Here is a 26,854-nt window from a genome sequence, read left to right as displayed (position 1 = left end):
GACAGATACGGTGCTGAAGCTATCCGCCAATATCTCGCTGCTCTTTGGCGAACGCCCCTTCCTCGAGCGATTCCAGGCCGCCGCGCAAGCAGGCTTCACCGCCGTGGAAGCCATGTACCCCTATGACCAGCGCATCGAGGACATGGCCCGCGAACTGCGCGCTCACGGGCTGACGCAATCCGTGATCAACCTGCCGCCGGGCAATGCCGCGGCGGCGGAGAAAGGCCTGGCCGCCCTGCCCGGCCGCGAGCGCGATTTCGATGCCTCCCTGGAGCTTGGCCTGGCGTATGCCCAAGGCCTGCAATGCAAGCGCGTCCACCTGCTCACCGGCAACCTGCCCGACGGCATGACGCTGCAAGACGTGCGTCCCCTGCTTGCGCGCAACGTCGAGCGGGCGGTCAGGCACTTCGAGCCCCACGGCATCGTCGTCCTGCTGGAGCCCTTGAGCTTGCAGATGCTGCCGCGTTATTCCCTGCCGCGCGTCGAGGACGCCATTGCCCTGATCCAGGACATAGGCTCACCCTTCCTGCGCCTGCAACTGGACCTGTACCACACGCAGATGGAACAGGGGAACCTGGCGGCGTTGATCGAGCGCCATCTACCGCATATCGACTACGTGCAGATCGCCGGCGTGCCCGGACGACATGAACCCACCGTCGGCGAGATCAACTACGCTTACCTGCTGGACCTGCTGCAACGACACGGCTTCCAGGGCTGGGTAGGTTGCGAATACATCCCTGCGGGCGATACGCTGCAAGGCTTGCGCTGGGCGCGCGACTGGGGCTTGCTGCCGCAGCGACGCCCGCGGGACCAGGGAGTCCAGGCATGACCTATATTGCCACGCAAGATGCGCCATTGTGCCTGGCGCCCGGCGCCACCTTCGCGGCGCCGCTGTTTGCCATGCCCGAGTTAGCGTGCGACGCGCACGCCCACGTCGTGGCCGCCGACCCGCACGCCTATCCGTTGGTGGCCGATCGGAGCTATACGCCCGTCCCCACCCCGGAAAGCGATTACCTGGCGATGCTGGACGGGACCGGCATGCAACGCGGCGTACTCGTGCAGATAAGCGTCTACGGCACCGACAACCGGTACATGGTCGACGTCCTGCGCCGAAACCCGAAGCGCCTGCGGGGCGTCGCCGTCGTGGCGCCGGACGTGTCCGAGCAGGAACTCGCGGCGCTCCACGACGCGGGCGTCAGGGGACTGCGGCTGAACGTCCTGTTCGGTGGCGGCGTCGGCCTCGACGCCATGGAAATATTGGCGGCCAAGATCCAGGATATGGGCTGGCATCTGCAACTATTGGTCGACGCGCGCCAGTTCCCCGGTCTCATGCCGCGCCTGACGAAGTTGAAGCTTCCCGTTGTCGTCGATCATATGGGACACACGCCCGTCGGCCTGGGAACCGGCCATCCCGCGTTCCAGGCGCTGAAGTACCTGCTGGTCAACCACGGCTGGTGGGCCAAGCTGTCGGGCGCCTATCGCATCAGCGAAATGGGCGCCCCCTATCCGGACGTGATGGAATGGGCGCAAGCACTGGTCGACGCCGCGCCGGACCGTCTGGTCCATGGCAGCGATTGGCCCCATGTCGCCACCAGGCCCATGCCCGACGCCGGCGCGCTGCGCAACCTGCTGGCGACCTTCATTCCTGACGAGCGTACCCGCCACAAGGTGCTGGTCGACAACCCGGCCCGGCTCTATCAATTCGACGCACCGGCTTGATAAGGTAGCCACGCTTCAGGCCCCGGGGCCTCTTCAATCCAATAGGGAAAGCGGCACGGCCCGCGCCATCGCCGCATACCCCGCATCGCTCGGATGAACGTGGTCCCCGCTGTCGTAGGTCGCTTGCAGCCTGTCCGGGCGGCCCGGGTCGCGCAAGGCCTTGTCGAAGTCGATGACGCCATCGTAGCCGCCACCCTCGCGTATCCAGCGATTGACCTGAAGACGCACCGCCTCCCTATCCGGTGGCAGCGACGCCGGAGTGAGCGTTCCGCCCAGCACCCGCAGGCCATGACGGTGCGCCGCGGCGATGACGCGCCGGTAACCGGCGATGAGGTCTGCCGCGCTCACATGCCTATGGGGATAGTCGCAATCCAGGCCTTGCCTGGCAGGCATCGTGGCGAAATTGATGTCGTTGATGCCAACCAGCACGACGACCGTATGCACGCCCGGCAGCGCCAGCGCATCATGCTCCAGGCGTGACGCCAGGCTGTCGCCGTAGCACGGCGAATCGGAGAGCAGGCGGTTGCCGCTGATGCCTGCGTTCAAGATGCCCCTCGGCGTGGCGCCCTCCGCGGCCAGCCGGGTGGCAAGCACGCTGGGCCAGCTTCGATTGGCGCCGAATGTCGACCGCAAGCCATCGGTAATGGAGTCCCCGATGGCCACCACGGCGTTGGCATGCCTGCTGGTCACGGCCAGGCCGGTGACCCATGCGTATTGCGTGTAGCGTATGCTGAACGCCGCGCCGGACACGTCGCCGACATGGTTGCCCTCGGACGATACGTAATTGACCCGCCCCGCGATCCTGTGCCAAGCCTGCATCACGTTGCCGGCGCCCGAGGCCAGGCTGATGGCGACCGGCACGCCGCGCGCAATCGCGAAGGGGATGGCGTCGCTGTCCATCTCCATGCCCGGCTGCAATACCACCGTGCGGCTCGCGCCGAAAGTCACCGCACGCTCGGTGCCCGGCACGATGCCCGCGCCCACGGCGCTGCGGGCGATGCTCGCCCCTGTAATGACCAGGGGGCGCGTGCCGTGACGATTGCTCAGGCGGATCCGCGCCTCGCTGCCGCTCAAGGTAGGAACGATGATCTGGCGAACGCTGCGATCCGCCACGGGAGGCGGCTGGTAAAGCGGCGGTGTCACGGCCACCCGCGGAATGGCTTGCAGCGCCGTGGTCCACGATGCTTGCCATCCCTGCGCCGCTTGCGCGCAGGCAGGCGCGGGGAGCGCGGCCAGCGTGACGCCCAGGACACACGCGGACAAAGCCACGAACAGGCGGCGACAGGCCGGGAAAACGCCGATCAAGCATCGCATCATCAAGGGGACTTCCTCTGCTCCTACGGACAGGTGGGTGAACTCGACGGACCATCTCAAACCGCGTCGACCAGCCGGCGACGCACGGCGGGCACAGGTCCGCGGACCTGCCCACCTCCGGAATTCTACTTGTCCCGGCCGCCCAACGACCCGGATCGGATCAGTACAAACCCTGGAAAAACGGGCCGATGTGCTGGTATGACAGAGCGAAATGTGCGCCTTACGCACATTTCCGGGAAAAGTTTTGATCCAGCGCAAACATGCCTACGATTCGAGTCACTTTCAACCCGACTCGTTCGTAGGCTCTCATGACCAGACCAAGCGATATCAAGCCTCGCGAAGGCTCCGTCCCCGGCACTCCGTATGCCGTCTTTGCCGAAGGCCAGGCCCTGGGCCCGGTTTCCTTCGACATCACGCCAGAGATCGTGGAGGAGTATTTCCACGCATCCCAGGCGGACCCCGCGCTCTATCTGGTCGATGGCCGCCAGGCGGCCGCGCCCAATGTCCTGCTGCCCTACATGACGGTACCCGTGTACCAGACCTATCCGCCCATACAGGGCATCGTCATGGCGGAGCTGGAGATGAAATGGCAGCGTCCCATCTGGGCGGACGAGACCACCCATGTCACGGCAACCGGCAGCATCGTCAAGAAGTTCGAGAAACGCGGCCGTAAGTACATCCAATGGCGCGGCGTTTTCGCCAACGACAAAGGCCAGCCGATCGCCGAACTGCTCAACACCTTTCACGTGCCGGAGTAAGCATGGAACGCACCCTTGAAATTACCCAGGAAATGATCGATGGGTATGGTCGCATCAACGGCGACAACGACATCATTCACTACGACCACGCGTACGCCGTCGACCGCGGCTTCCGCGGAACCCTCTTGCACGGCCCGCACATGACCGCGTTCGCCGCGGACCTCGGTGCCCGGCGCCACGGCAAGGAATGGCTCACGCGCGGCAAGCTGCACACCAAGTGGATCGGCCCTGTTTGCCCGGGAGACACCTTTGTCGCGGCCATCGACGACGAGGGCACGCTTACCGCCAGCTCCGGCGGCGCAACGACGATGGTCGGCTCCATCTCCCTTACGGACTGACGCCGCGCATCATCATGCCCAGCACCTCCACCCAGCTTGCGGCACACGACCTCGCGGTCGGCGCGCACGTCGCCCGGCGCGAACTGACGCTCGATACGGCCGAGTTCATGCAGTTCTCGACGCTTACCGGAGATCGGCATCCCATCCACTACGACCCCGTCTACGCGCGGGACAAGGGATTCCGTGGGCCTGTCGCCCATGGACTCCTGCTGCTGGGCATCAGTGCGCTGGGCGCGACCACGCTATCCGAGCGCCTGCATGACTGCATGGTGGCGATGACCGGGACTAGCGCCCAGTTCCTGCGGCCTGTCATCGCCGGCGACCGCCTGCGACTGGATTACCGCGTTGCATCCATCCAGCCGCGCGACGCTGATCATTCGCTGGTCTCCTTCGATGTCGAGGTCGCCGTCCTGGCGCCCACGCCGACTCGCAGCGGTAGCCCGGCATGCGTCATTTCGCTCACCTTCCTGCTAAAGAACCGTCTGGGTACCTGACATGCATCCAAGCATAGAACCGATAGTGCCGCCAGGCCATCACAACAAGTCCACATTCTCGCCCGCCGTGCGGGCCGGGGACTATATCTTCGTCTCCGGCAATACCGCCGTGGGCGACGACCGAAAGATCGTCGGCGAAGGCGACATTGCCGCGCAGGCCCGCGTCATCTACGGGAAGATCGCGAAAATACTCGAGGTGGCCGGCACGGACCTTGGCGCCGTGGTCGAAACGACCGACTACGTCACGACATTCGATGGCTACGAAAAAACCGCCGCCGTGCGTCGCGAGGTCTTCGGGGACGGCCCCTTTCCCGCGGCCACCGGGGTCATGGTCTCCGCCCTGGTACGGCCGGGCGCCCTGATAGAGATCCGGGCGGTGGCCTATGTAGGAAGAAAAAGCTGAACGGGACTGGAGCATCCCGGCGGTACATGGCGTCTAGATCACCTCAAGGGGCAGGCCCGCAAACGCATCATCATTCCAAAATTCAAGGGGTTAAATCGTGTGGAAAGCTCTTGTTGCAGCACTATCGATATTTGCGTCCGCGTCGGTCATGGCGGACACCTATCCCAGCAGGCCGATAACCATCGTCGTCCCCTATGGCGCCGGCGGAACCAACGACATTCTCGCCCGCGCCCTTGCGGCCGGCATGTCGCCGCTGCTGGGCCAATCGGTCATCGTCAGCAATCGTCCTGGCGCGGGCGGAAACCTGGGCGCTGCCTATGTCGCCAATGCGGCGCCGGACGGCTACACACTGCTTCTCGCGTCCTCCGGCGTATTCGCCATCAACAAGTGGCTCTATCGTGACCTGCCCTACGATCCCTCGCGACTCACGCCCGTCATGCTCGCGGGCAAGGTTCCCAACGTCCTGCTGGCCAGTCCCACCCTGCCCGTGAATACGGAAAAGGAACTGATCGAGTACGCCAAGGCGCATCCCGGCAAACTCAATTTCGCGTCCATGGGAACGGGAACCAGCGGGCACCTGATGTCCGAGCTCTTCAAGCAGGACGCAGGCATCCAGGCCCAGCACGTGCCGTACAAGGGCAGTACCGCGGCCCTGACCGACAGCTCGGCGGCCAGGTCCAGCTGATGTTCGACAACCTTCCCACCGCCCTGCCGCAAGTGAAATCAGGCAAGCTGCGCGCGCTTGCCGTTTCGACGGACAAGCGTTCCCCCTTGCTTCCGGATGTCCCCACCGTCGCGGAGGCGGGGGTGCCGGGCTTCGAGGCCACGGCCTGGTTCGGCGTCGCGGCGCCGCCGGCGACACCCGCCGACATCACGCGCAAGTTGAACGAAACCATGGCCGAGGTCATGGCGGACCCGAAAACCAGGGAAATGCTCCAGGCCCAGGGTGTGTCCTACGAACCCAATACCGTCGCCGACTTCGCCGCCTTCATCGCAAGCGAGTCGCCCAAATGGAAAAAAGTCGTCGAAGTATCCGGCGCGACCGCAGACTGAACAGGAACTCCAAGTCCATGCAAGCCGAAACGCATCAAATAATGGCCGCACAGGCGGGCGAAGATTGGATAGCAGCCGCCTTGAAGCCGCGTTCCATCGCGATTATCGGCGCCTCCGACAACCCGGAGAAGATCGGCGGTCGGCCGATCAAGTACATGCTGCGACATCAATATCGCGGCGTGATCTATCCCATCAACCCCGGTCGCCGGGAAGTCCAGGGCATCAGGGCCTGGCCCAGCCTGGATGCCCTGCCTTCGACCCCGGACCTCGCGGTCGTCTGCGTGCCCGGACTGGCCGCGCTGGAGGCGGTCGCGGCTTGTGCGCGCATGGGGGTCAAGCTGTGCATCGTCATCTCGTCGGGTTTCGGTGAAACGGGACCCGCGGGCCTGGCTACGCAGCAGGAAATGGTAAGCGTCGCCAAGGACGCGGGAATGCGCCTAGTCGGCCCGAACAGCCAGGGCCTGGCCAGTTTCGACAGTAACGCCCTGGCGACCTTTGCCACCCTGCTGGGGGAAGTTCCCCCACGGGACGGCCCCGTGGCTATCGTCAGCCAGAGCGGCGCGATGAGCATGGTCCCCTACGCCCTGCTTCGCAACCAGGGCATCGGAGTCCGCTACTCCTTTGCCACGGGCAACGAGGCAGACCTTACCGTTTCTGACTTCGCGCTCGCCGCCGCCCGCGACCCCGAGGTCAAGCTGATCCTGCTGTACCTTGAAGACCTGCTGGATCCAGCGACACTGGCGCAGGCTGCCCAGTGCGCGATGGAACGTGGCATACCCATGCTCGCGCTGAAGGCAGGCGTGTCGGACCGGGGCAAGGCGGCGGCCCTGACGCATACGGGTGCGGTGGCTACCGAAGACAAGGTCCTCGATGCGTGGTTCCGGCAAAACGGCATCCTGCGTGTCGCCGACATGCGCAGCCTGGTGCAAGGCGCCCGCCTGCTGCTGCGCGCCCCCCGGATAAACGGACGCCGGCTGGTCATCCTGAGCAACTCGGGCGCGGCGTGCGTCATGGGCGCCGATGCCGCGGAGCGCCATGGGCTGGAGGTGCCGCCTTTCCCCCCGGCGGTGCAGGCCGCGATCGCGGGCAGCCTGCCTTCTTTCGCCAGTGCGCAGAATCCTGTCGATCTTACCGCCGCGCTCCTGACCAACAATCACCTGTTCGGCGACGTATTGCCGAAGCTGGACGCAAGCTGCTGCGACGCGCTTTTCATCAGCCTTCCGATGTCCGGACTGGGCTACGACGCGCGGCAGTTCGCGCAAGACAGCGCAAGATTCCAGGAAGCCACCGGCATCCCCGTTGTCCTGGCCTGTCCGTTGGAACAGACGCGGCGAATCTTCGATGAAGCTGGCCTCGTTGCGTTCGAACACGACGAGGACGCCATGGCGGCGCTCGGCCAGTTGGCACGGATCCGCACCCTGCAACATGAAGCCGGGCGGCTGTGGCGCGGCATCGCCAGACCGCACCATCCGCGAAAAGGCCCCCTTCCCGCCACGCGTTTCCTGTCCGAAGCCGACAGCCTGGAATTGCTGGAGAGCGCCGGCGTGCCCACCGCCCCGTGGCGCCTGTGCAAGAACGAGGACGATATACGCCAGGCCATGCGCACCCTGGACCTGCCCGTGGCGGTCAAGGCGTGTTCGGCCGAAATTCCCCACAAATCGGAATACGGCCTCGTCCGACTGGGCATCGGCGATATCGAGGAGGCTTGCGCCATCGGGGCGGAGATGCGCGCCACAACCCAGACGTTGGGGAAATCGTGCGAAGGCATCATCGTGGCGTCCATGGTCCGAGGCCGGCGCGAACTCGTGATAGGCGCACGCTGGGATGAGAAATTCGGCAGCGTCCTGCTGATAGGCGACGGCGGCAAGTACATCGAGGCCATGCCTGATGCCGTCACGCTGGTACAGCCGTTCGATCTCGCCCACACACTGGACCGCCTGCGGGAGCTGCGGATTGCACCGCTGTACAAGGAAACCCGCGGCGATCCCCCGCTACCCGTCGAAGCGCTGGCCAAGCTCGCCGTCCAGGTCGGCGCCTGGGTGCAGGCACAGGGCGGAAGGGTCATGTCGGTGGATATCAACCCCCTGATGGCGCTGGCCCACGGAGGCCTGGCCGCGGCAGACGCGCTTGTCGAGATCAACATCAATGCGGACAATGTTCCAGCCGGGGAAACATGAAATACGCGGGCGCCAAGCCTGACGCCGCGTCGCCAGGGGCCGATCATGGATGAAAGCAAATCCGAAGACTACTTCATCAATGGGCTCGCCAAGGGTCTCGCGGTAATACAGGCCTTCAACAACGAAGCCCGGGCGCTGACGCTATCGGAAGCGGCGTCCCGGACCGGCTTGACCCGGGCGACAGCCAGGCGGGTCCTGTTGACCCTGGTGGAACTCGGCTTTGCCTCGCGCTTTGGCGACCGGCACTTTGCCCTGACGCCCCGTGTCCTGGCGCTGGGCTATGCCTATCTTTCGTCCATGCCGCTCTGGCGCTTCGCGGAACCGGTCCTGGAAGGGCTGGTGGCCGATTTAGGGGAAACGTGCAGCATCGCTGCGCTGGACGGGCATCAGCTCGTCTATGTCGTGCGCATCCCCGTGCACCGGACATTGGTGCAGGACGTGTCGATCGGCTCCCGCATACCGCTGTACTGTCACTCGGCCGGGCGCGTGCTGCTCTCCGGCTTCACGCCGGAACAGTTGGACGACTACCTCCGCCACGCGGATTTCCAGCCGCTTACGCGCTATACCAATACGAATCCAGCGGAACTTCGCCGCATCGTGGGCGACGTACGGCGGCAAGGCTACGCCTGGACTTCCGGAGAGGTGGAGGAAGGGACCTGCGGCCTGTCCGTACCGATCTTTCAACAAGGCCGCCTGATCGCCGCGTTGAACCTGAGCCGGATGAATGCCAGTCCCAGTGAATCGGATTGGCTGGCGCAGTACCTGGAGCCGCTCAGGCGGGCCGCCGCGCAACTGAGCAATGCCCTTTCCGTAGACAAGACGCCCCGTGTCGTGCGCAAGCTCGCCGACACGGCCACTTGGGCCAAGAATGCAAAATAATTCCTACCTATCGTCGGCGCCGGCATTGCTCGGCGGCCTGTCCCTTCGGAATCGGCTCGCTGTCGCGCCCATGTCGAGAATGCAGGGGCAGGACGATGGCCTGCCATCCCCTGATACCGCGCCCTATTACGCACGTTATGCACGGCATGGCGTCGGGCTGATCATTACGGAAGCCCTGTATACCGACGACATCGCCAGCCGCGCCTATTTCAACCAGCCGGGACTCGCCACCGATCGACACATCGAGGGTTGGCGTCCGGTGACCGCCGCCGTGCACGCGGAGGGCTCGAAAATCTTCGCGCAGTTGCAGCATGCGGGCCGTCTCGCGGAGCCTGGGTTGAACCGCCTGGTCCTGGGCGCCACAGGAAGAGCCGCGACAGGGACGACCTGGCAGACGGGGGCCGCGAATCCCACGCCTACCGCCGCAACGGAAGAACAGATCGAGGAAATCATCGCGGGATTCGCGGCGGCGGCGCGGCGCGCACTGGCGGCCGGCTTCGACGGTATCGAACTGCACGGCGCGCGAGGCTATCTCATACACGAATTCCTGAACGACGGAAACGACCGCGGCGACGCATGGGGAGGCAGCATCGAGAACCGCTCGCGGCTTGCGGGCAGGCTGCTGGAGTCGGTCCGGGAAGCCGCGCCGGGGCTACCCATCGCCTTCAATTATTCGATGTACGCGATGGACGAATACGCCTACCGTCCTCGTGCGGAACTCGCGGAAATGGAGGCGATTTTCCGGACGCTGCGCCAGGCTGGGGCGGACATCCTGCACGTCAGCACGCGGCGTACGCTACGGCCCGAGCCCTGGGGCGAAACGCTGGCCCAGACGGCCGCGAGAAGTGCGCCCGGCCCATTGATCGCCGGAGGCGGCCTATCGAGCCTGGCCGAATGTGAACGCGCGCTGGCATGGCCCGGCATCGCCATGGTTGCCCTGGCCCGCCCCTTCCTGGCCAACCCCGACTGGATCGCGCGATCCCAGGCTGGCCAACCGATACGCGAATACACGCCCGGCATGGAGCGCCAGCCCTTGCTGTCATAGGCCCCTGCTGTCATAGGCCCCTGCGCTACCTTGCTCCGTCCAGTCCAGGCGCCACAGGATCAGGCAAAAAGCTCACAGGAATCCGGCAATCGGGCCGGCGCGCTCCGTCCCATACTGGCGACTGCCAACCAGGAGCGTTCCATGAATAAAATCGCCATCGTTACCGGCGCCAGCCGTGGCCTCGGCCGCAATATCGCCTTGAATATCGCCCGCCGCGGCAGCGACGTCATCATCACTTATCAAAGCCGCGAAGAGCTGGCCCAGTCCGTAGTCGCCGAAATCACGGCCATGGGCCGCCAGGCCATTGCCTTGCAGCTGGACGTGGGCGACGTTCGCGGCTTCCCCCTGCTGGCGGAGCGCTTGCGCGCCGCGCTGCGTGAGAAGTGGCAGCGTGACAGTTTCGACCATCTCATCAACAACGCCGGCCATGGCGACATGGCGCCGTTCGAGGAAACAACCGAAGCGCAGTTCGACAAACTGATGAACGTGCATGTTAAGGGCGTGTTTTTCCTGACGCAGGCACTACTGCCCTTGCTGGCGGATGGCGGACGTATCGTCAACGTCTCCAGCGGATTGACGCGCGTTTCCTATCCCGGCTTCAGCGCGTATTCCGCGGCCAAGGGCGCGGTGGAAGTCCTCAGCGTCTACCTGGCCAAGGAATTGGGACGCCGCGGCATCGCCGTCAATACGGTAGCGCCCGGCGCCATCGAAACCGACTTCCTGGGCGGCGCCGTGCGCGATATGCCGGACCTGAACCGGATTTTCGCGGAGATGACCGCCCTGGGCCGCGTGGGCGTGCCCGATGATATCGGTCCCATGATCGCCAGCCTGCTCACCGAAGACAACCGCTGGATCAATGGCCAACGCATCGAAGTCTCCGGCGGCCAGGTGATCTGATCACGCAACCAGCCGCATCCGATCGCGCGCGGCGGCGACGTCACGCGAGGGCGGCAGCCCGAACATGCGCCCGTATTCGCGGGTGAACTGGGGCACGCTTTCGTAGCCGACGGCAAACGCCGCGACGCTGGAGCTGGCGCCCTCCGCCAGCATCAGGCGGCGCGCTTCGATCAGGCGCAGCTGCTTCTGGAATTGCAGTGGCGTCATCGACGTGACCGACCGGAAGGACTGGTGGAAGGTATGGGGGCTCATCCCGGCGGCCTCCGCCAGCCTTACGATCGGCAGGCGCGACGCATAATGGGCACGAAGCATCGCAATGGCACGCGCCACTTTCTGCGCATGGCCGTTGGGCGCCCCTATGCGGCGTATGGCCGCGCCATGGCGGCCGGCGAGCAGCCAATAATGGAATTCGCGCAGCAAGGCGTTCTTCAGCAAGGGCAGCGCGGCCGGCCGTTCAAGCAGGCGCACCAACCGGAGCGCGCTGTCGGCGACCTCGGCATCGGTCTGGTCGATCTGTACGGGAAACGGGGCCGACTCCTGCAGGGCGCTCATTTCCGTGGACAGATCGGCGATCATGGACACGTCCAGGTCCACGACCAGGGAGCAGTACGGCTCGGCCTCGGACGCCGCGAGGATCTGGCTGCCGGTCGGGACATTCGCCATCATGAGCAGGGAACTGCCCGCCCCGAACGTGAACGACTGCTGGCCCATGGTGACATGCTTGCTTCCTTGCAGCACCAGGCAGGCCAACGGACGCTGTACGGCATACACCAGTGCCGTGGGCCGGTTGGCGCAGATGGCCGTGATCCCGTCTATCGGGGTGGCGGCAATACCGCTCCCGTCGGCATGCAGCCGCGCGTAGCGAAGGACAGCATGCCGCAGGTCATCGTTCATGGCGCAACATCGGGGACAGGAGCATCGTCGGGAGCACGTCGGCGCATAGCCCAGGCCTCATCCGTTGGGGCGTGGGGAACGCGACACGATCAGGTAGTACTCGCATTGCGTCTTGCCCCGGTTGACGAAAGCGTGGTCGACGTCGGCCTCGAAGTACATGGCATCCCCTGCTCGCAGCAAGGTATCGCCGCTTTTCATCGAGACCGTCAGCGTGCCGCTGACCACGACCACCTGTTTCTCCGTGCCGGCCGGATAGGCCGGCAAGGTTCCCGTCGACGTCCCGGGCTTGAGCAAGTGATATAGCACCTCGGTCGCGATGCCGGCGATGGCGGGCGAAAGCAGGTGCCGCTCGAAACCGCTTTCGCTGTCGCGGAAGACATGACGCTCGTCGCGGCGAACCACCGCCACGGCGCGATGCGCCTCTTCGCCGTTGGTGAGATAGGTCAGCGAAGTACCCAGCGCCTTGGCGATCGAACTGGCGACGCCGATGGTCGGGCTTTTCTCGCCACGCTCCACCTTCGACAGCATGGCCCTGCTGACGCCTGATCGCTGGGCCAGCTCTTCCAGCGTCAAACGGGCGTGCTCGCGCAAAAGACGCACGCGCTCGCCAAAGATCTGGCTGACATTGTCGGTCTCGCTGCCGTCTTCCTGCTTGTTGGGGTCTATCGGATCAGTCCTTGGCATTTCCTGTTCCTAGGGGATAGGCACGAATTATATCTCCTATCGAAGATTATTTTCTTGACGTTATTCTTCTAAAGGAGATATTGTTCCACCGATACATCTTCTATAGAAGATCAAATTCTCACCGACATCGATGCAGCCGGTCGTCCGTCCTCTCTCGAACGCCGAAGCTGCACACCTGAAAAAGGAGACAAACATGGCAAGAGGCATTCGTTGGCTGGTGGTTTTCATGCTGTTCCTGGGAGGCGCGGTCAGCTATCTGGATCGCGCCGCATTCGCCATCGCCGCCCCCTTGATCGCCAAGGACCTGTCGCTATCCGCCAGCCAGCTCGGCCTGGCGTTCAGCGCTTTTTTCCTGGGCTATGCTGCTTTTTGCTTCGTCGGCGGGTGGGCGTCGGACAAGTTCGGCGCCTATCGGGTCATGACCTCGGCCATGCTGGCCTGGTCGATATTCTGCGGCCTGACCGCGGCGGCAATCTCCCTGCCCGTCCTGCTGGTCATCCGACTGTTCTTCGGCATGGGCGAAGGCCCGTTCTGCTCCACCGCCAGCAAGGTGGTCAGCAACTGGTTCCCCAGACGCGAGCAAGCGTCCGGCGTCGGGCTCGCCAACGCGGGGCAACCGCTGGGCGCCGCCTTGGCGGGCCCGGTGGTTGGCGGCCTCGCCACCCTCTATGACTGGCGGGTTTCCTTCGTCGTGATCGCCTGCATCGGCCTGCTGTGGGTGGCATGCTGGCTCTGGCTGGCGACCGACCAGCCCAGCCAGCACAAGCGCGTCTCCGCGCGGGAACTGGCCCATATCGAGCAAACGGAAGACACGGTCGCGGCCACCGACGCGCACGACGGGCCGCAGGCCAGCACGCTGTTCACGCCGGCCATCCTTGCCACCGCGCTGGCCTTCTTCGGCTTTTCCTACGTGCTGTACTTCTTTCTCTCCTGGTTTCCGACGTACCTGTCTTCGACCTACCACCTCAGCTTGCAGAAGATGTCCCTGCTGAACGTGATTCCCTGGATCGTGGGCTTCGTGGGCCTGGCTGGCGGCGGCTTCCTGACCGACTACCTGTACCGCCGCACCGGCCGCGCCTTGTATGCGCGCAAGGTCGTACTGGTGTCGAGCATGACGGTGGCGGCGCTTTCGGTGGGATTGGCGTGCCTGGCGACCGAGCTGGCCGCGGCCGTCACGTTGAGCACGTTGGCCGTGTTCGCCATGTACCTGTCCACCAATACGTACTACGCCATCGTGTTCGACACCGCGCCCAAGAAGCGGGTCGGCACCACGACCGGATTCGTACACATGATCGCCAACTGCGCCGGCATCGTCGGGCCTGCCCTCACCGGCTACCTGGTCGAGTGGACCGGCAGTTTCGTCTCGGCCTTCGTCGTCACCGGCCTGGTGGCGTTCAGCGGAGCGCTGGCGGTCTTCATTTTCGTCAAGGCGCCGCCGCGCGCGGTACCGGTCCCGGCGACGCTGTCGGCCAAATCCGCATGACGCACCCCACCTCAAACCAGGAGAATTGCATGACCCCGACCTTTCCCTTGCTCATCGACGGCCGGCTGCGGCCCGGCGCCGACGGCGCCAGCGAGGACGTCATCAACCCGGCCACCGAAGAAAGCCTGGGCCACGTCGCCCACGCCGCACCGGCCGACCTCGACGAAGCGCTGGAGGCCGCCCGGCGCGGCCTGGAGGAATGGCGGGCGGTCCCGCCCTGGACACGCGGCGCCATCCTCAAGCAGGCGGCAGCCAACCTGTGCGCCGATATCGAACAGATCGCCCGCACGCTCACCCTGGAACAAGGCAAACCCCTCGCCGAGGCGCGCGCCGAAGTCATCCGGTCGGCCGAATTCCTCGAATGGGGAGGCGAACAGGCCCGGCGCGTCTGCGGCCGCAGCATGATGGGGCGCGATCCCGGCCAGCGCGCCGAGGTCGAGACACTGCCTATCGGCGTGGTCGCCGCCTTCACGCCGTGGAATTTCCCGATGGCCCTGGCCGCGAAGAAGTTCGCGGGTGCGCTCGGCGCGGGATGCGCCATCATCTGCAAGCCTTCGGAAGAGACGCCCGGGTCGGTCCTGGCCCTGGCCCAGGCCCTGCTGGACGCGGGGGTCCCCAAGGCGGCCATCGGGATCGTATTCGGTATTCCCAGCGAAATATCCCGCTATCTGATCGCTTCTCCCATTGTGTCCAAGATAACCTTCACCGGCTCCATTCCGGTCGGCAAACTATTGGCGGCGCAAGCAGGCAGCCTTATGAAGCCGGTGACCATGGAGCTGGGAGGGCACGCCCCGACCATTATCTGCGGCGATGTCGATCCGGAGCAGGCGGCCGACCTGCTGGCGCGCGCCAAGTTCGCCAATGGCGGTCAGATCTGCTTGTCGCCGACCCGCTTCTTCGTCGAAAGGAATATCGCCGAGCGATTCACGGCCCGGTTCGCGGAACAGGCGCTGGCCTGGCGGGTCGGCAACGGCCTCGAAACCGGCAGCCAGATGGGCCCCCTGCTGAACAACCGGCGCCTGCAGGCGATTACGTCGCTGGTCGACGACGCCTTGGCGCGTGGCGCGGTGGTGCGGGCCGGCGGCAAGCGCCTGGGCGACCGGGGTTACTTCTACGCCCCGACCGTGCTCGATACCGTGCCGGCGGACGCCCGCATCCTCCATGAAGAACCGTTCGGACCGATAGCCCCCATCCTGCCCTTCGATGACGAGGAAGACATGCTGAGGCAGGCCAACGGCCTTGAATTCGGCTTGTCGGCCTATGTCTTCTCGCATGACGTACGGCGGCGCGAACGCCTCAAGGACCGGCTCCAGTTCGGCACGGTCGGGATCAACGACGTTCCCACCCATCCTCCGGAAATACCGCTGGGGGGCTGGAAGGAGAGCGGCTACGGCACCGAGGGCGGCATCGAGATTCTCGAGCCCTATCAAAAGACCCGATTTGTCAGCACCCGGCACTGACGCTACACATACCATCGAGGAGACAGGCATGACCGCCAACAAAACCTTTATCGTCACCGGCGCCGCGCGCGGCATCGGCGCCGCCATCACGAATCGACTGCTCGACGATGGCCACCGCGTCCTGGCCATGGACATCAACGCCCTGCCGCCGGACCACCCGTGGCTGCGCCGCGACGCGCTGCGCTTCGAGCGCGGCGACGTCACCCGCGCCGACGACGTACGATCCATCCTGGATTGCGGCGTGCGCCATTTTGGCGGCATCGACGTGATCGTCAACAACGCGGGGATCGCCCAGAGAAAGGGAGACCTGCTGGAGACGGACGAAGCCGAATTTGACCGTCTCATGGCCGTCAACGTCAGGAGCATCTATCTGTTCGCTCGCTATGGCGTACCTATCCTGGAAAAATCCGCCGCGCCATCGATCATCAACGTGGGGTCTGTCATCGGCCTGCGCCCGCGGCCCAAGCTGACCTGGTATAGCACCAGCAAGGGCGCGGCCAATGTCATGACGAAGGCGCTGGCGGTGGAGCTGGCCCCGCGGGGGATACGCGTGAACGCGGTGTGTCCGGTGGCGACCGAAACCGACATGCTGGAAGCACTGGCCGGCGGCGATACCGAAGACGATATCGCGCCGCTCCGCGCCAGCGTGCCGCTGGGTCGCCTGGCCAAGGCCGCCGACGTATCCTCGGCGGTGGCTTTCCTCGCTTCCGAAGAGGCCGCCTTCCTGACGGGCGTCAACCTGCCCGTCGACGGCGGACGCTCGATCTGACGGCGTCATCGTGAAGGAGCACAAACCGGGGGCAAGGTCTCGCACAAGAGGCTACTTGGCCAGCCTAGCGTGATCGGCCGGATTGACCCGCCCGAACTCCAGGATGTCCCGCTTCGGCGGGGCGCCGAACATCCGGGCATATTCCCGATTGAACTGCGAAGCGCTTTCGTAGCCCACCCGTATCGCCGCGGCCTGCGCATTGGCTTCGCCCGCGGCCATCAGGCGCCGGGCTTCGAGCAGGCGGATCTGCTTCTGGTACTGCAAGGGCGTCACGGACGTCAGGGCCTTGAATTTGTGATGAAACGCCGACGGACTAAGCCTTGCAATGGCCGCCAGTTCCTCGATCCGAAACGAATCTGCATACCTTGTACGCAATACGTGCATCGCCTTGACGATGCCGTGGTGCCGCTCGCCGCTGGCGATGATACGCGCGATGCGCCCGCCATTAGGCCCGCTCAACAGCCAAAAGCAGATTTCCCGCATCAGCAGCGGGTACAGCACCGGGACCGCGGCCGGCGTGTCCAGCAGGCGTATCGCGCGCAATGCGCAGTCGATGAGTTCGCTGCCCAGCGGAATAACGAAAGCGCTGTCCGGGGATTCCACGTCCATCGCCGGCGGTGTGGCGATCTGCGCGAGGACCTCGCGCATCGCAGCCTGGTCCAGTTGTATCACCACGCTCAGATACGGCATGTCCTCGCTCCCTTCCATCACCTGGCTGGAACCGGGCATTTCGAGCGAGACCACCATGGCCTGGCCCGCCCGGTATTCGAGCCTGTGGCTGCCAAAAGCGCTCCATTTGGCGCCCTGGACGACGATGCACAGTGCGGGTTTATGTATCAGCTGGGTCGGATGCCGATGGCGGAGGGAGCGCAAGACGATCAAGCCGTCCGCCCTCGTGTAGAACGGGCTTGCTCCCTGTTGCCGCGCGGCATAGCGGCTCACCGCGTCGACCAGTGCGGTCAAGCGCGTAGCGTGGCTGGTTGGGGTATCCATTCCGTGGACGCTAACGCAAAAAGCAGGATCAGGCAATAAATAGGATGGTTTGAGCGTAGGCGCTTCAGCCTTGCGCCTCTAATCTGCGTGTTCCGCACCCTATCTCGGAGTAAAAATTGGCTGACACGATTTATACGGCCTCCACCAACGCAATCGCCCTGGTGACCGGAGGCAGCAGAGGCCTTGGGCGCAGCACCGTCCTGAGCCTGGCCAGGCGCGGCGTCCGCAGTATCTTCACTTACCATTCCAACCGCGCGGAAGCCGACAAAGTGCTTGCCGCCGTTGCCACCGAAGGCGGCCGGGCCGTCGCCCTGCAACTGGATACCGGCAAGGTTTCCACCTTCGACGACTTCCTGGGGAAGCTGCGGACAGCCCTGCGCGAACTGGACGCCGACAGGATCGATTTCCTTGTCAACAACGCGGGCACCTCGCATCACAACGCGATCGAGTTCACGACCGAAGAAGAGCTGGATGCGCTCTACAACGTCCACTTCAAGGGCGTTTTCTTCCTGACGCAAAAACTGCTGCCTGTCCTGCGCGATGGCGGGCGCATCGTGAATATCTCGTCGGGCCTGACGCGGATCACGATTCCGAACAGTGCGCCCTATGCGGCGATGAAAGGCGCCGTGGAAGTCTTTACCCGCTACCTGGCCAAGGAACTCGGCACCCGCGGCATCGCCGCGAATACGGTCGCGCCCGGCGCCATCCAGACGGATTTCAGCGGCGGCATCGTACGGGACAATCCGGACCTGAACCGCTTTGTCGCCAGCAATACGGCCCTGGGCCGCGCCGGCCTGCCCGACGATATCGGCCCGTTGATCGCGTCGCTGTTGACGGAGGACAACCGCTGGATCAACGCCCAGCGCATCGAGGCCTCGGGCGGGATGTTCATCTAGGAAAGGCGCGAGCCAGGCAGCCCGGGAGAAGACCGCTCATTCGCTTTCGACATACCGCCAGGCGTATCCGCTCCCGGTTTCATGAATCCGTCCCGCGGAAGTCTCGGGGAAATGCGCGGGAAAGACGGTTGCCACCGTCCTGGCCGCATGGTCGAGCAGCCATTTCCGGGAGGCGCGAGCCTGCCTCTGATCAAGACAGAACATCGAGCTCCACTCCGGACGATAAACCTGCACGGGACTGTGCATGACATCGCCGGAGAAAAGCGCCGTCTGCCCCTCGGAAGTGATTTCTATCGCGATGTGGCCTGCGCTGTGCCCCGGTGTCGGAAAGAAACGGATGCCTTCGGCGAACTGCAATACGCCATCCGGCACCATGCGCGCCTGTTGCGCCTCGATAATCGGCGCAACGCTGTCGTCGTACACCATGCGGCGCGCCTCGCCCTGCGGCGTGGCGAAGTATTTGCGCTCACGCTGCGGAAACACATACGTCGCATTGGGAAAGAAAGGCGTCCACCGGCCGCTTTCCCAATAGGTATTCCACCCCACGTGGTCCACGTGCAGGTGCGTCAGCAGCACGTAGTCGATCTGCTCGCGCCGGAATCCCGCCGCCTCGAACCGCTGCGGAACAGGATTATCGAGCTGGTCGAAAAGCTTGCCGAACGGCCTGGCCTTGCCGTTGCCTATGCCGGTGTCGACGACGATTTTCAAATCGCCCACTTCGACTACCCACAGGTGGGTGTGCAACGCCACCTGGCGGTTGCGGAGATCCAGGCTGGCAGTAGACAGATGCGCTTTCAAGTCGCTCCCTGCTCCCTCACCCCACTCGGGGAAAAGCACCTCGGGCGCGAGCGCGAATGCCGTCTCTTCGACACGGGTAATCGTCGCCGCGCCAACGCGGTAGGTAGAGGGGGAATTTTTCATGTCCTGCTCCTATGATCCTGATTCGGATTTCCGTGGCTTGATGTTGCCGCCGGTCATGTCGCCGCGCCGCATGTCTACGCCAAGCCATGACCGGCGGGGCAGCCCTACTGCTTCCCCCTGCCAGGAAAACGATTGAGCAGCATCACGCCCGCACCGAGCAGCATCAGCCCGACCATCGGCAACAGTCCCGATTCCACGCGTCCGGTTGCGGACGTGATCAGGCCCATCAATACCGGGCTGAGAAAACCGCCCACGACGCCGAGCACGTTCACCACTGCAATGCCGCCTGGAGCAACCTCCGTACCCATATATTCGCCGGGTATCGCCCAGAGGACCGTATAGGCCGCCCACATCGCCGCCGTGGCTATCGTGACCGCGGGCAATGCGATCTCGAACAGGGAAGCGTATCGACTTGCGACCAGCAGGCCCACGGCGCCCATGAGACTGGCCAACGCGAAGTGGCGTCGCCGCTCGCCCATCCTGTCCGAACTGACCGACAGCCCGTACATCGCCGCCAGCGAGGCAATATATGGCAGTGCCGACCACCATCCGATGGCACGCGTGTCATTGAGTCCCGCCGCCTTGAGAATGGATGGCAGCCAGAAGCTGACGGCGTAGATGCCGCAAATGACACAGAGATTACTCAATCCCAGGCCCAGTATCCGGCGGTCCGCGAGGGCATTGAGCAGTCCGCGCAGGGTTTCCACATGGCCGGAGTCGCCGGGAATCGCCGCGCGCAACATGGCTTTCTCCTCGCCGGTCAGCCAATTCGCCTGCTCGGGCCTGTCGGTCAACCAGAACCACGCGAAAAGTCCGAACAGGACGCAAGGCAGCCCTTCAACAATGAACATCCATTGCCAACCAGCCAGCCCATACGCGCCTTCGAGCGAGGTCATTGCGATGGTCGATACGGGACCGCCAAGCAAGCCGCCGAGGGGGCCTGCCGCCATCACGATGGCCATCGTCTTGCCCAGGCGGGCGCCGGGAATCCAGTACGTGAGATACAGAACCATTCCCGGCGCGAAGCCGGCTTCGAACACCCCCAGGAGAAAACGCAACACATAAAAGCTGATCGGGCCTTGAACGAAAATCATGGCCGCCGAGGTCAGTCCCCACAGCACCATGATGCGCACCATCGTCCGCCGCGCGCCGATCTTCGGCAGGCGTAGATTGCTGGGAATCTCGAACAGCACATAGCCGAGGAAGAAAATGCCGGCGCCCAGGCCGTAAGCGGCATCGGATAACCCCAGGCTGGATTGCATCTCCAATTTCGCGAACCCGACATTGATGCGATCGAGGAACGCGAACATGTAGCACAGGGTGAGGAAGGGCAAGAGGCGTAGCGATATCTTCCGGTGTAGGGGGTCCTGCTTCGGCTCGCCGATCAACGTAGCGGTCATGGACACGATGCGTCTCCTTCCTTAGCGAACGCTGGTGTCGTCCGCAAGAACCGCTATGCAATCGCCGGGCTCGACACCGGCAAAGGATCGCAGGCAAACCACCCTGCCCTCGCCGGCGAAACGCAGTTCGAGCGGCTCGCTCCATGGCGCGTGGGGATTGAACACGCGCGCCGCGATATCGCCCTTCTTCACCCGATCGCCCAAGGAAACCGCGGATTCGAAAACACCGGCGATGGACGTGAATACATAGTGCTGGTGTCCGTTCACCCGCATGTAGCTCGTGGCCGACGCGGGCAAATCCAGGTAGGTCGATGACGTGATGCGCAGGGCGTGAAGCAGGCGATCAAGCCCCGCTTCCACGATGGGCAGGTTCTTCGGGTTGCAGGTACCGAAGCCGCCGAATTCGCCGCACAGGAAGAACTTGCCTTGTCGTTCGACGGCGGCGCCGTAGGTCCGGTCCTCGCCGAGCAGGTCCATGATCATGGCGTGCGGCGAGGCAAAGGCTTCGACCACTGCCAGGTATTGCTTTCTCCTGGCTGGGTCTTCGGGAGGATAGACGAGCAGCGTGGGCAGATGATCGAACGACTGGCCCCCCGAGTGAATGTCGAAGATGAAATCAGCGCGCGGAAACAGCTCCGTATCGACGTAGTGGGCGATCATTTCGGTAATCGTCCCGTCGCGTTTGCCCGGGAATACCCGGTTCATGTTCGCGCCATCGATGGGGCTGGTTCGCTTGCCGGCAAGATAGGCGGGGAAATTCAGTCCAGGCACCACGATTATTCGTCCCTGGACCGGCAAGGAGGGGAGCCGTTGCAGCAGCTTCATCAGTGCCACCGGCCCCTCGTACTCGTCGCCGTGGTTGCCGCCGGTCAACAGGAGGGTCGGCCCCTCGCCGCCCTTCTGCACGGCGATGGGAATGGGGATGTGGCCATAGCCCGAACGGTCGACGGAGTGCGGCACTCTCAACGTGCCCGTCTGGAAACCTTCCTGGTCGAAGTCGATATTCGTGGTAATGCGGGATGCCTGCGTGCTCATTGGTGTTCGTCTCCATCGTTCGAGTACTTCTGGATAACTCAATGATGGAGAAGCGCAATCGAACGCGCCAATGCCGATTTTTTAGGTCGCGATGCTTAAAAAGCATCGCCCGGCGACTCCCGGTTTCCCTCGGTGCCTGGCCTTACGCCATCTCGCGCCGCAAGACCTCGAGGAGATCGAGAAAGCGATGCAAGGCAGGATTGCCATTCGCCTGCGCGTAGACGAACCCCAGCGGTATCCCGATCTTCAGGTCTTCGAATTCGAAAAAAGCCACTCTGTCGGGGGGCCGGCTTCTGTTGCTCGCATTGACGATGGCGGCGCCTATGCCCGCCGATACGAGGGAAAGAATCGCGGCTTCCGTCGTGACTTCCTGGACGATGTTGAGGGCCAGCCCCGCGCGATGGCAACTGCGAAGCAGGTAATCGTAGTAGGCGGGATACGTGTGACGAGGAAAACCAACGAAGCGCTTGTCGCGCAATTCCTTCGCGCTGACGCGCCGGTCAGCCGGCCACATCCACTGCTTGGGAACCGCCAGCACGGCATGCCGTTGTTGCAATGGCAACAGGCTGAGCCCGGGCGGCAAATCGTCGAATGAATAAACGAAGCCCCCATCCAGCGTATCGGCCACGATCTGTCGTATCTGTTCGGGCGAATTCGACGGCACCAGCTGGAGCTGGAGGTCGGGCGCCTGCTCCTGGAATCGGGCAAATGCATCGGGAACGACGCCGTCCCAGCTTACGTTTTCAACGAACCCGATCCTGAGGCTGCCCGCCAATCCCGCCCCGATATTGCGGGCCGAACGTACCGAATCTTCCAGCTTGAGCAGCACGGCCCGCGCATCCTTCAGGATGTGCTCGCCCGCCGGCGTCAGCGCAACGCCGACCGAACTGCGTTCAAAAAGCGCCACACCCACTTCCGCTTCCAGGTCTTGTATCTGCCGTGTAATCGCGGGCTGGGTGATATGGATACGCTCGGCCGCCACCCGGAAACTGCGGGCCTCGGCGACGGCAATGAAGTACCTGAGATGGCGCAGTTCCATTACCAGCGCACCGTCCGGCCGCGATAGTCCAGGTATTCGAGGCCGGGTCGCCCCCGCTTTTGTAGAAGCACGTCCACGACGCCCGGAACGCTTTCCTCGATGGACAATCTTCCCTCCGGGCCGCCCAGTTCCGTGCGCACCCAGCCGGGAGCCATCAGCAGCATGGCCCGCGGTGTTTGCGCCTGGCGGGCGGCAAAGCTGCGCATGAACTGGTTCAGCGCGGCCTTGCTGCCACGATAGAGCTCGCGCTGGCCGGACTCGTTGTCGGCGACGCTCCCCTGGCCCGACGACATGATGCCCAGCAGACCGGCCGGCACGACCAGGTCGGACAGGCGCTCGATGACCCGCATCGGACTCAGCGCATTGGTGATCATGAGCGCCACGAAGTCCTCCGTCGTAACCTCGCCGATGGTCTGGCTCGGGTCGGGGTTGGTCGTGCCCGCATTGACGAACAGGATATCGAACATGCGGTCGCGAAGGCGCTCGCGCAAGGCAGCGATTTGTCCGGATTCGGTGATGTCAAGAAACGCTATCTCGACCTGGTCCGGGTGCGCCTCGGCCAGATCGTGCAGCAAGGTCTTGCCGCTACCGGCACGGACGGTACCCACCACGTGCCATCCCTTCTTTACGAACTCGACGGCCATGGCGTGACCAAGCCCGCGCGAAGCGCCAATGAGAAGGATGCTGGGGGAATGGACGGAGGCGTTAACCATGGCGTTCTTCTTGAAGCTGATCGACCCCATGGATTATGGGCTTTGCGGCAGGTTTGCACCAGACGCCTTTCCTGCAATCATGGGTTGCGCCAGACGCCATGGCTCAGCGCTTTTCGTTTATGCTGCGTGGATGCCTCGCATGGACCTGAATCTACTGACCGCGCTGGACGCGCTACTGAGCGAACGTAGCGTCACGGGAGCCGCACGACGCCTGGGGATCAGCGTGTCCGCCATGAGCCGCACGCTGACGCGGCTGCGCGTGGCGACAGGCGACCGCCTGCTCTTGCAGGCTGGACGATCGCTGGTATTGACGCCTTACGGCGAGCAGCTGAGCCAGCGCGTGCCCACCCTGGCTCGCGAAGCGGCGGCGACGCTGGGGCGCGCCGAGCATCAGTTCGATATCGCCACGCTAGCGCGACGCTTCACGCTACGTGCTGGCGAAGGTTTTGTCGATTTGCTCGGGATGGCCTTGCTGGAGCGCGTCCAGCGGGCGGCCCCTGGCGTGCAGTTGCGCTTCGCGCCTAAGCCGGATTGGAACGCGCAACCGCTGCGGGACGGCGCGATCGACCTGGAGGTCGGTACCGCCAGGGCCTCGGCCCCGGAAGTCCGCACCCGGGTGCTATTCCGGGACCGCTATATTGGCATTTGCCGCCGCGGCCATCCTCTCCTGCGCAAGCGCGGCGTGAGCAAGGAAAACTGGGCGGAGTACCCGCACGTGATGGTTACGCGGACCGGGGTCGCGGAAAACCCGTTCGATGCGGCGCTGGAATCCTCCAGTCTAGTGCGCAAGCTTCCGGTGGTGGTCCCATCCTATTTAAGTGCGATGCAACTCGTCCATCGCTCGGACTTGCTTGCTGTCATCCCGCATTCCTGCGTGGGCAATACCTTCGTGCCGGATTACGCGCAAGCCATCGGTGTCGAGGTCCTGGCATTGCCGCTGGAACTCCCCGACTTCAACGTCTGTGCGATCTGGCATCCGCGCCTGGATCACGATCCGGCGCAGCGCTGGTTCCGTGCGGAAGTATTGGCGCTGTGCCAGGCGGCTTATCCACACTCCGTCTTGTAGGAATCCCCCTACAAACGTAAGCCACTCCTGTCATCCTTTCGCGCCGTCCCCCGATAGCGCGCGGCGGCGCGGGCGTCGACAATCTCGTTGTCAACGTCGCCCACCTGGAGTTCCTCATGCAGCCCCCCTCAGCGTCCAGCTCGTCCCGCGCGCCGATCGCCATCGCACAGTCGCCGGTCCTGCCGCGTCGGCCTGACGACATGCTGCGCACCCGCGGCGGCCCACGCTGCACCAGCTGCGCGCTACAACCGGCCTGCCTGGAAGCCGAGAGCTGCGAGCAGATGTTGGCGGACGGCGCATCCCTGGCATCGGGTTGGCGGATGATCCGGCGCGGGCAGCCGCTGTACCGCACCGGCGATGTATTCGGTCATTTGTACGCGGTGGTGTCCGGCTCGCTGAAGACCGTGCTGTTCCACAGCGAAGGCCGCGAGCAGATCTGCGGCTTCCCCGGCGTGGGGGACCTGCTGGGCATGGATGGCATCGATACTGGCCGCCACGCCTGCGACGCCATTGCGCTGGAAGATACCCAGGTCTGCATCATCCCCTTCGATATGCTCGAACAGCGTTGCCGCCAGGCGGCCGCCACCCAGCATCATCTGCTGCGCGTCATGAGCGCCGAGATCGTGCGAGAGCAGCGTTTCTTCATGCTGCTGGGCCGCATGTCCGCCGACGAGCGCCTGGCTTCCTTCCTGGTCGGCATGTCGAACAAGCTGTCCGCGCGCGGCTATTCCGCGTCCGAGTTCCACCTGCGCATGACCCGCGAAGATATCGGCAATCACCTGGGCATGAAGCTGGAAACCGTCAGCCGCACCCTGTCCAAGTTCCAGGCCCAGGGCTGGATCAGCGTCCGCCAGAAGCACGTCGCGCTCCGGGACCTGCAAGCGCTGCGGACCTTGTCCTGCCAATAGGCGATTCGGGCATCTCCCCTGGATTCGAGGGGGACTGGATAGGCGCCGCAAAGATGGTGTAGAATAGCGGGCTTGCTCGACTCCATCCTAATGGACGGGGTCTTAGAGCACAACGGGAGCAATTCCCGGCCTGCTGGCGCAATGGCAGAGTGGTTATGCAGCGGATTGCAAATCCGTGTACGTCGGTTCGATTCCGGCTTGCGCCTCCAAGATTTCCAAGGCTCTCCAAAAGGGGAGCCTTTTCCTTGCTGCGCGCGGACTACGCAACCGGTACCGGCCGCGGATTAGGAACCGCTTGCGCCACGATGCCTGCAAGGCACTGCGCGGTTGCGGCGGACAGCGTCCACCCCAAGTGCCCATGCCCCGTGTTGTAGAACACGCCGTCCTGCCGCCCCTTGCCGACGCACGGCATCATGCTGGGCATCATTGGCCGCAGCCCGGCCCACGGCACGACGCGATCCGTGGGCATGCGCGAAAAGGTACGCCGGGTCCAATCGATAAGAGGCTGGATTCGATCCGCCCTGATATCGCGATTTTCACCATTGAACTCGGCCGTACCCGCAACACGGAACCGCGCACCCAATCTGCTGGTCACGATCTTCGCGGCCTCGTCCAGCAAGCTCACACGCGGCGCGGACGCCTCCGGATCCGCGTCGTCCAGATGCACGGTAATCGAGTAGCCCTTGACCGGATAAATGTTTACCCGATCGCCGAACATTGCCGCCACGCGACGGCTGCCCACGCCGGCGCAAACCACCACGGCATCGGTTTCAATAACGCCTGCGTCCCGCCCGCTATCGTCCACCAAATGCAACTCATGGCGTGCCACCTGCCGTTTCACCCGATCAACGACCGTATTCATCAGGAACCGCACTCCCCGCCGTTCGCAAGCCATCGAAAGGCCGCGAGTAAATTTATGGATGTCCCCCGAAGCATCCGAAGGCGTGTAGAAGCCCGCATGGTAATGACCATCAAGAGAAGGTTCGATATCGCGTATCTCGCTCGGCGTCACCGCATAACGCTCCAACCCCGCGGCCAGCATCAATTCGTGCCCCCGCTGTGCAGCCGCGAAAGAACGGGCATCGTGATAAATGTGCAAGATGCCACGGCGCTCAAGATCAAAATCTATGCCTTCATCGCGCGCGATGGCGTATAGATGCTCGCGCGCCTCGATAGCTAGCCGCGTCGTATCCATCGTATGCACCCGATGGTTCCTGATCTGCCCCATGAATTCGGCGAACCATGAATACTTGTGCCAGCCAGGCGACGGGTTCACCAATAATGGCGCATTGCGCCGGCACATCCAGCCCAGCGCCTTGACGAGCGTAGCGGTGCTATTCCAGACCTCCGCATTACTGGCGGAAAGCTGCCCGCCGTTGGCGAAAGACGTCTCCATGGCCGCATATCGATTGCGGTCCACGACAGTGACGTCATAGCCCAGGGAATTCAAGGCATAGGCGGAAGTGACGCCGGTGATACCGGCGCCAATGATGGCAATGTGGGGCATGAGCCCTCC

The 26,854-nt window shown here is 64.1% G+C and carries 26 protein-coding genes, 1 tRNA gene and 1 pseudogene; 18 read left to right on the top strand and 10 right to left on the bottom strand.

From position 1 onward, the window contains the following. Positions 1 to 10: 10 nt before the first annotated feature. Together C7R54_RS28290 and C7R54_RS28285 are read left to right on the top strand one after the other, a co-directional pair. Positions 11 to 829 (top strand): hydroxypyruvate isomerase family protein, encoded by an 819-nt coding sequence (locus C7R54_RS28290; RefSeq protein WP_129154250.1) that lies wholly within the window; start codon positions 11 to 13, stop codon positions 827 to 829. Beyond that, complete coding sequence (locus C7R54_RS28285) at positions 826 to 1,719, top strand: amidohydrolase family protein (protein ID WP_129154249.1); 894 nt, start codon at positions 826 to 828, stop codon at positions 1,717 to 1,719. The genes C7R54_RS28290 and C7R54_RS28285 overlap by 4 nt, the downstream gene beginning before the upstream one ends. A 33-nt stretch (positions 1,720 to 1,752) precedes the next feature. On the opposite strand, the gene C7R54_RS28280 is transcribed toward C7R54_RS28285, so the two are convergent. Continuing rightward, positions 1,753 to 3,036: an SGNH/GDSL hydrolase family protein gene (locus C7R54_RS28280; protein WP_240039763.1), complete on the bottom strand. Its 1,284-nt coding sequence runs from the start codon at positions 3,034 to 3,036 to the stop codon at positions 1,753 to 1,755. Positions 3,037 to 3,341: 305 nt separating this feature from the next. On the opposite strand from C7R54_RS28280, the gene C7R54_RS28275 reads away from it, so the two are divergent. The 9 genes and pseudogenes from C7R54_RS28275 (at position 3,342) to C7R54_RS28235 (ending at position 11,077) form a co-directional block, all read left to right on the top strand. Beyond that, on the top strand, positions 3,342 to 3,791 hold the full coding sequence (locus C7R54_RS28275) for a hypothetical protein (protein ID WP_129154248.1): 450 nt from the start codon (positions 3,342 to 3,344) through the stop codon (positions 3,789 to 3,791). Between the two features lie 2 nt (positions 3,792 to 3,793). Then, positions 3,794 to 4,129 (top strand): MaoC family dehydratase, encoded by a 336-nt coding sequence (locus C7R54_RS28270; RefSeq protein WP_129154247.1) that lies wholly within the window; start codon positions 3,794 to 3,796, stop codon positions 4,127 to 4,129. 14 nt (positions 4,130 to 4,143) lie between these two features. Beyond that, complete coding sequence (locus C7R54_RS28265) at positions 4,144 to 4,623, top strand: MaoC family dehydratase (protein WP_129154246.1); 480 nt, start codon at positions 4,144 to 4,146, stop codon at positions 4,621 to 4,623. 1 nt (position 4,624) lies between these two features. After that, on the top strand, positions 4,625 to 5,026 hold the full coding sequence (locus C7R54_RS28260; RefSeq protein WP_129154245.1) for a RidA family protein: 402 nt from the start codon (positions 4,625 to 4,627) through the stop codon (positions 5,024 to 5,026). A gap of 148 nt (positions 5,027 to 5,174) precedes the next feature. After that, positions 5,175 to 6,079: pseudogene (locus C7R54_RS29520) on the top strand (Bug family tripartite tricarboxylate transporter substrate binding protein). A gap of 80 nt (positions 6,080 to 6,159) precedes the next feature. Continuing rightward, a complete protein-coding gene (locus tag C7R54_RS28250; RefSeq protein ID WP_420809127.1) occupies positions 6,160 to 8,256 on the top strand; it encodes an acetate--CoA ligase family protein in 2,097 nt (698 codons plus the stop codon). A 45-nt stretch (positions 8,257 to 8,301) separates the two neighbouring features. Beyond that, positions 8,302 to 9,135, top strand: a complete 834-nt coding sequence (locus C7R54_RS28245; protein ID WP_129154244.1) for an IclR family transcriptional regulator domain-containing protein — start codon at positions 8,302 to 8,304, stop codon at positions 9,133 to 9,135. Continuing rightward, positions 9,125 to 10,180 (top strand): NADH:flavin oxidoreductase, encoded by a 1,056-nt coding sequence (locus tag C7R54_RS28240; RefSeq protein WP_129154243.1) that lies wholly within the window; start codon positions 9,125 to 9,127, stop codon positions 10,178 to 10,180. The genes C7R54_RS28245 and C7R54_RS28240 overlap by 11 nt, the downstream gene beginning before the upstream one ends. A 141-nt stretch (positions 10,181 to 10,321) precedes the next feature. Then, entirely contained in the window at positions 10,322 to 11,077 is a 756-nt protein-coding gene (locus C7R54_RS28235) for an SDR family NAD(P)-dependent oxidoreductase (RefSeq protein ID WP_129154242.1), read from the top strand. Here the strand turns inward: C7R54_RS28235 and C7R54_RS28230 are convergent, their stop codons facing one another. Both C7R54_RS28230 and C7R54_RS28225 read right to left on the bottom strand, forming a co-directional pair. Beyond that, positions 11,078 to 11,971: an AraC family transcriptional regulator gene (locus C7R54_RS28230; RefSeq protein WP_129154241.1), complete on the bottom strand. Its 894-nt coding sequence runs from the start codon at positions 11,969 to 11,971 to the stop codon at positions 11,078 to 11,080. A 57-nt stretch (positions 11,972 to 12,028) separates the two neighbouring features. Further along, the gene (locus C7R54_RS28225; RefSeq protein WP_129154240.1) at positions 12,029 to 12,655 is read right to left on the bottom strand and encodes a helix-turn-helix domain-containing protein; all 627 of its coding nucleotides are present in this window, start codon (positions 12,653 to 12,655) and stop codon (positions 12,029 to 12,031) included. Positions 12,656 to 12,848: 193 nt separating this feature from the next. Here C7R54_RS28225 and C7R54_RS28220 point away from each other — a divergent pair, with 193 nt between their 5' ends. From C7R54_RS28220 to C7R54_RS28210, 3 genes are read left to right on the top strand one after another with little or no spacing between them, the layout of a single operon-like run. After that, positions 12,849 to 14,138: an MFS transporter gene (locus C7R54_RS28220; RefSeq protein WP_129154239.1), complete on the top strand. Its 1,290-nt coding sequence runs from the start codon at positions 12,849 to 12,851 to the stop codon at positions 14,136 to 14,138. Positions 14,139 to 14,167: 29 nt separating this feature from the next. Continuing rightward, complete coding sequence (locus tag C7R54_RS28215) at positions 14,168 to 15,598, top strand: NAD-dependent succinate-semialdehyde dehydrogenase (protein WP_129154238.1); 1,431 nt, start codon at positions 14,168 to 14,170, stop codon at positions 15,596 to 15,598. A gap of 28 nt (positions 15,599 to 15,626) precedes the next feature. Further along, entirely contained in the window at positions 15,627 to 16,367 is a 741-nt protein-coding gene (locus C7R54_RS28210; RefSeq protein ID WP_129154237.1) for an SDR family oxidoreductase, read from the top strand. 51 nt (positions 16,368 to 16,418) lie between these two features. Here the strand turns inward: C7R54_RS28210 and C7R54_RS28205 are convergent, their stop codons facing one another. Beyond that, positions 16,419 to 17,360 carry an AraC family transcriptional regulator gene (locus C7R54_RS28205; RefSeq protein ID WP_129154236.1) on the bottom strand — a complete coding sequence of 314 codons (942 nt, stop codon included), beginning with the start codon at positions 17,358 to 17,360 and terminating at the stop codon, positions 16,419 to 16,421. Between the two features lie 116 nt (positions 17,361 to 17,476). On the opposite strand from C7R54_RS28205, the gene C7R54_RS28200 reads away from it, so the two are divergent. After that, on the top strand, positions 17,477 to 18,256 hold the full coding sequence (locus C7R54_RS28200) for an SDR family oxidoreductase (protein WP_240039759.1): 780 nt from the start codon (positions 17,477 to 17,479) through the stop codon (positions 18,254 to 18,256). Between the two features lie 36 nt (positions 18,257 to 18,292). Here the strand turns inward: C7R54_RS28200 and C7R54_RS28195 are convergent, their stop codons facing one another. The 5 genes from C7R54_RS28195 to C7R54_RS28175 all read right to left on the bottom strand — a co-directional run bounded on the left by C7R54_RS28195 (position 18,293) and on the right by C7R54_RS28175 (position 23,364). After that, positions 18,293 to 19,177: an MBL fold metallo-hydrolase gene (locus C7R54_RS28195; protein ID WP_129154235.1), complete on the bottom strand. Its 885-nt coding sequence runs from the start codon at positions 19,175 to 19,177 to the stop codon at positions 18,293 to 18,295. A 104-nt stretch (positions 19,178 to 19,281) separates the two neighbouring features. Then, positions 19,282 to 20,577 carry an MFS transporter gene (locus tag C7R54_RS28190; RefSeq protein ID WP_129154234.1) on the bottom strand — a complete coding sequence of 432 codons (1,296 nt, stop codon included), beginning with the start codon at positions 20,575 to 20,577 and terminating at the stop codon, positions 19,282 to 19,284. A 21-nt stretch (positions 20,578 to 20,598) separates the two neighbouring features. Further along, positions 20,599 to 21,612, bottom strand: coding sequence for a succinylglutamate desuccinylase/aspartoacylase family protein (locus tag C7R54_RS28185; RefSeq protein WP_129154233.1), 1,014 nt, complete (start codon positions 21,610 to 21,612; stop codon positions 20,599 to 20,601). Between the two features lie 142 nt (positions 21,613 to 21,754). After that, complete coding sequence (locus C7R54_RS28180) at positions 21,755 to 22,651, bottom strand: LysR family transcriptional regulator (protein WP_129154232.1); 897 nt, start codon at positions 22,649 to 22,651, stop codon at positions 21,755 to 21,757. Then, positions 22,651 to 23,364 carry an SDR family NAD(P)-dependent oxidoreductase gene (locus C7R54_RS28175; RefSeq protein WP_129154231.1) on the bottom strand — a complete coding sequence of 238 codons (714 nt, stop codon included), beginning with the start codon at positions 23,362 to 23,364 and terminating at the stop codon, positions 22,651 to 22,653. Before C7R54_RS28175 ends, C7R54_RS28180 begins: the two co-directional genes overlap by 1 nt. A 130-nt stretch (positions 23,365 to 23,494) precedes the next feature. Here C7R54_RS28175 and C7R54_RS28170 point away from each other — a divergent pair, with 130 nt between their 5' ends. From C7R54_RS28170 to C7R54_RS28160, 3 genes are all read left to right on the top strand, one after another. Further along, positions 23,495 to 24,430 (top strand): LysR family transcriptional regulator, encoded by a 936-nt coding sequence (locus C7R54_RS28170; RefSeq protein WP_129154314.1) that lies wholly within the window; start codon positions 23,495 to 23,497, stop codon positions 24,428 to 24,430. A 116-nt stretch (positions 24,431 to 24,546) separates the two neighbouring features. Continuing rightward, positions 24,547 to 25,338 (top strand): helix-turn-helix domain-containing protein, encoded by a 792-nt coding sequence (locus tag C7R54_RS28165; protein WP_129154230.1) that lies wholly within the window; start codon positions 24,547 to 24,549, stop codon positions 25,336 to 25,338. Positions 25,339 to 25,473: 135 nt separating this feature from the next. Beyond that, a tRNA-Cys gene (locus C7R54_RS28160) sits at positions 25,474 to 25,547 on the top strand. Positions 25,548 to 25,597: 50 nt separating this feature from the next. On the opposite strand, the gene C7R54_RS28155 is transcribed toward C7R54_RS28160, so the two are convergent. Then, complete coding sequence (locus C7R54_RS28155; RefSeq protein WP_129154229.1) at positions 25,598 to 26,845, bottom strand: D-amino acid dehydrogenase; 1,248 nt, start codon at positions 26,843 to 26,845, stop codon at positions 25,598 to 25,600. Positions 26,846 to 26,854 lie beyond the last annotated feature (9 nt).

Origin of the sequence: Achromobacter aloeverae (genome assembly GCF_004121055.1) — a bacterium.
GTDB lineage: Bacteria > Pseudomonadota > Gammaproteobacteria > Burkholderiales > Burkholderiaceae_B > Bordetella_C > Bordetella_C aloeverae.
The sequence above is the reverse complement of the archived record's forward strand: the minus strand, read 5'-3'. Positions and strand labels throughout refer to the sequence as shown.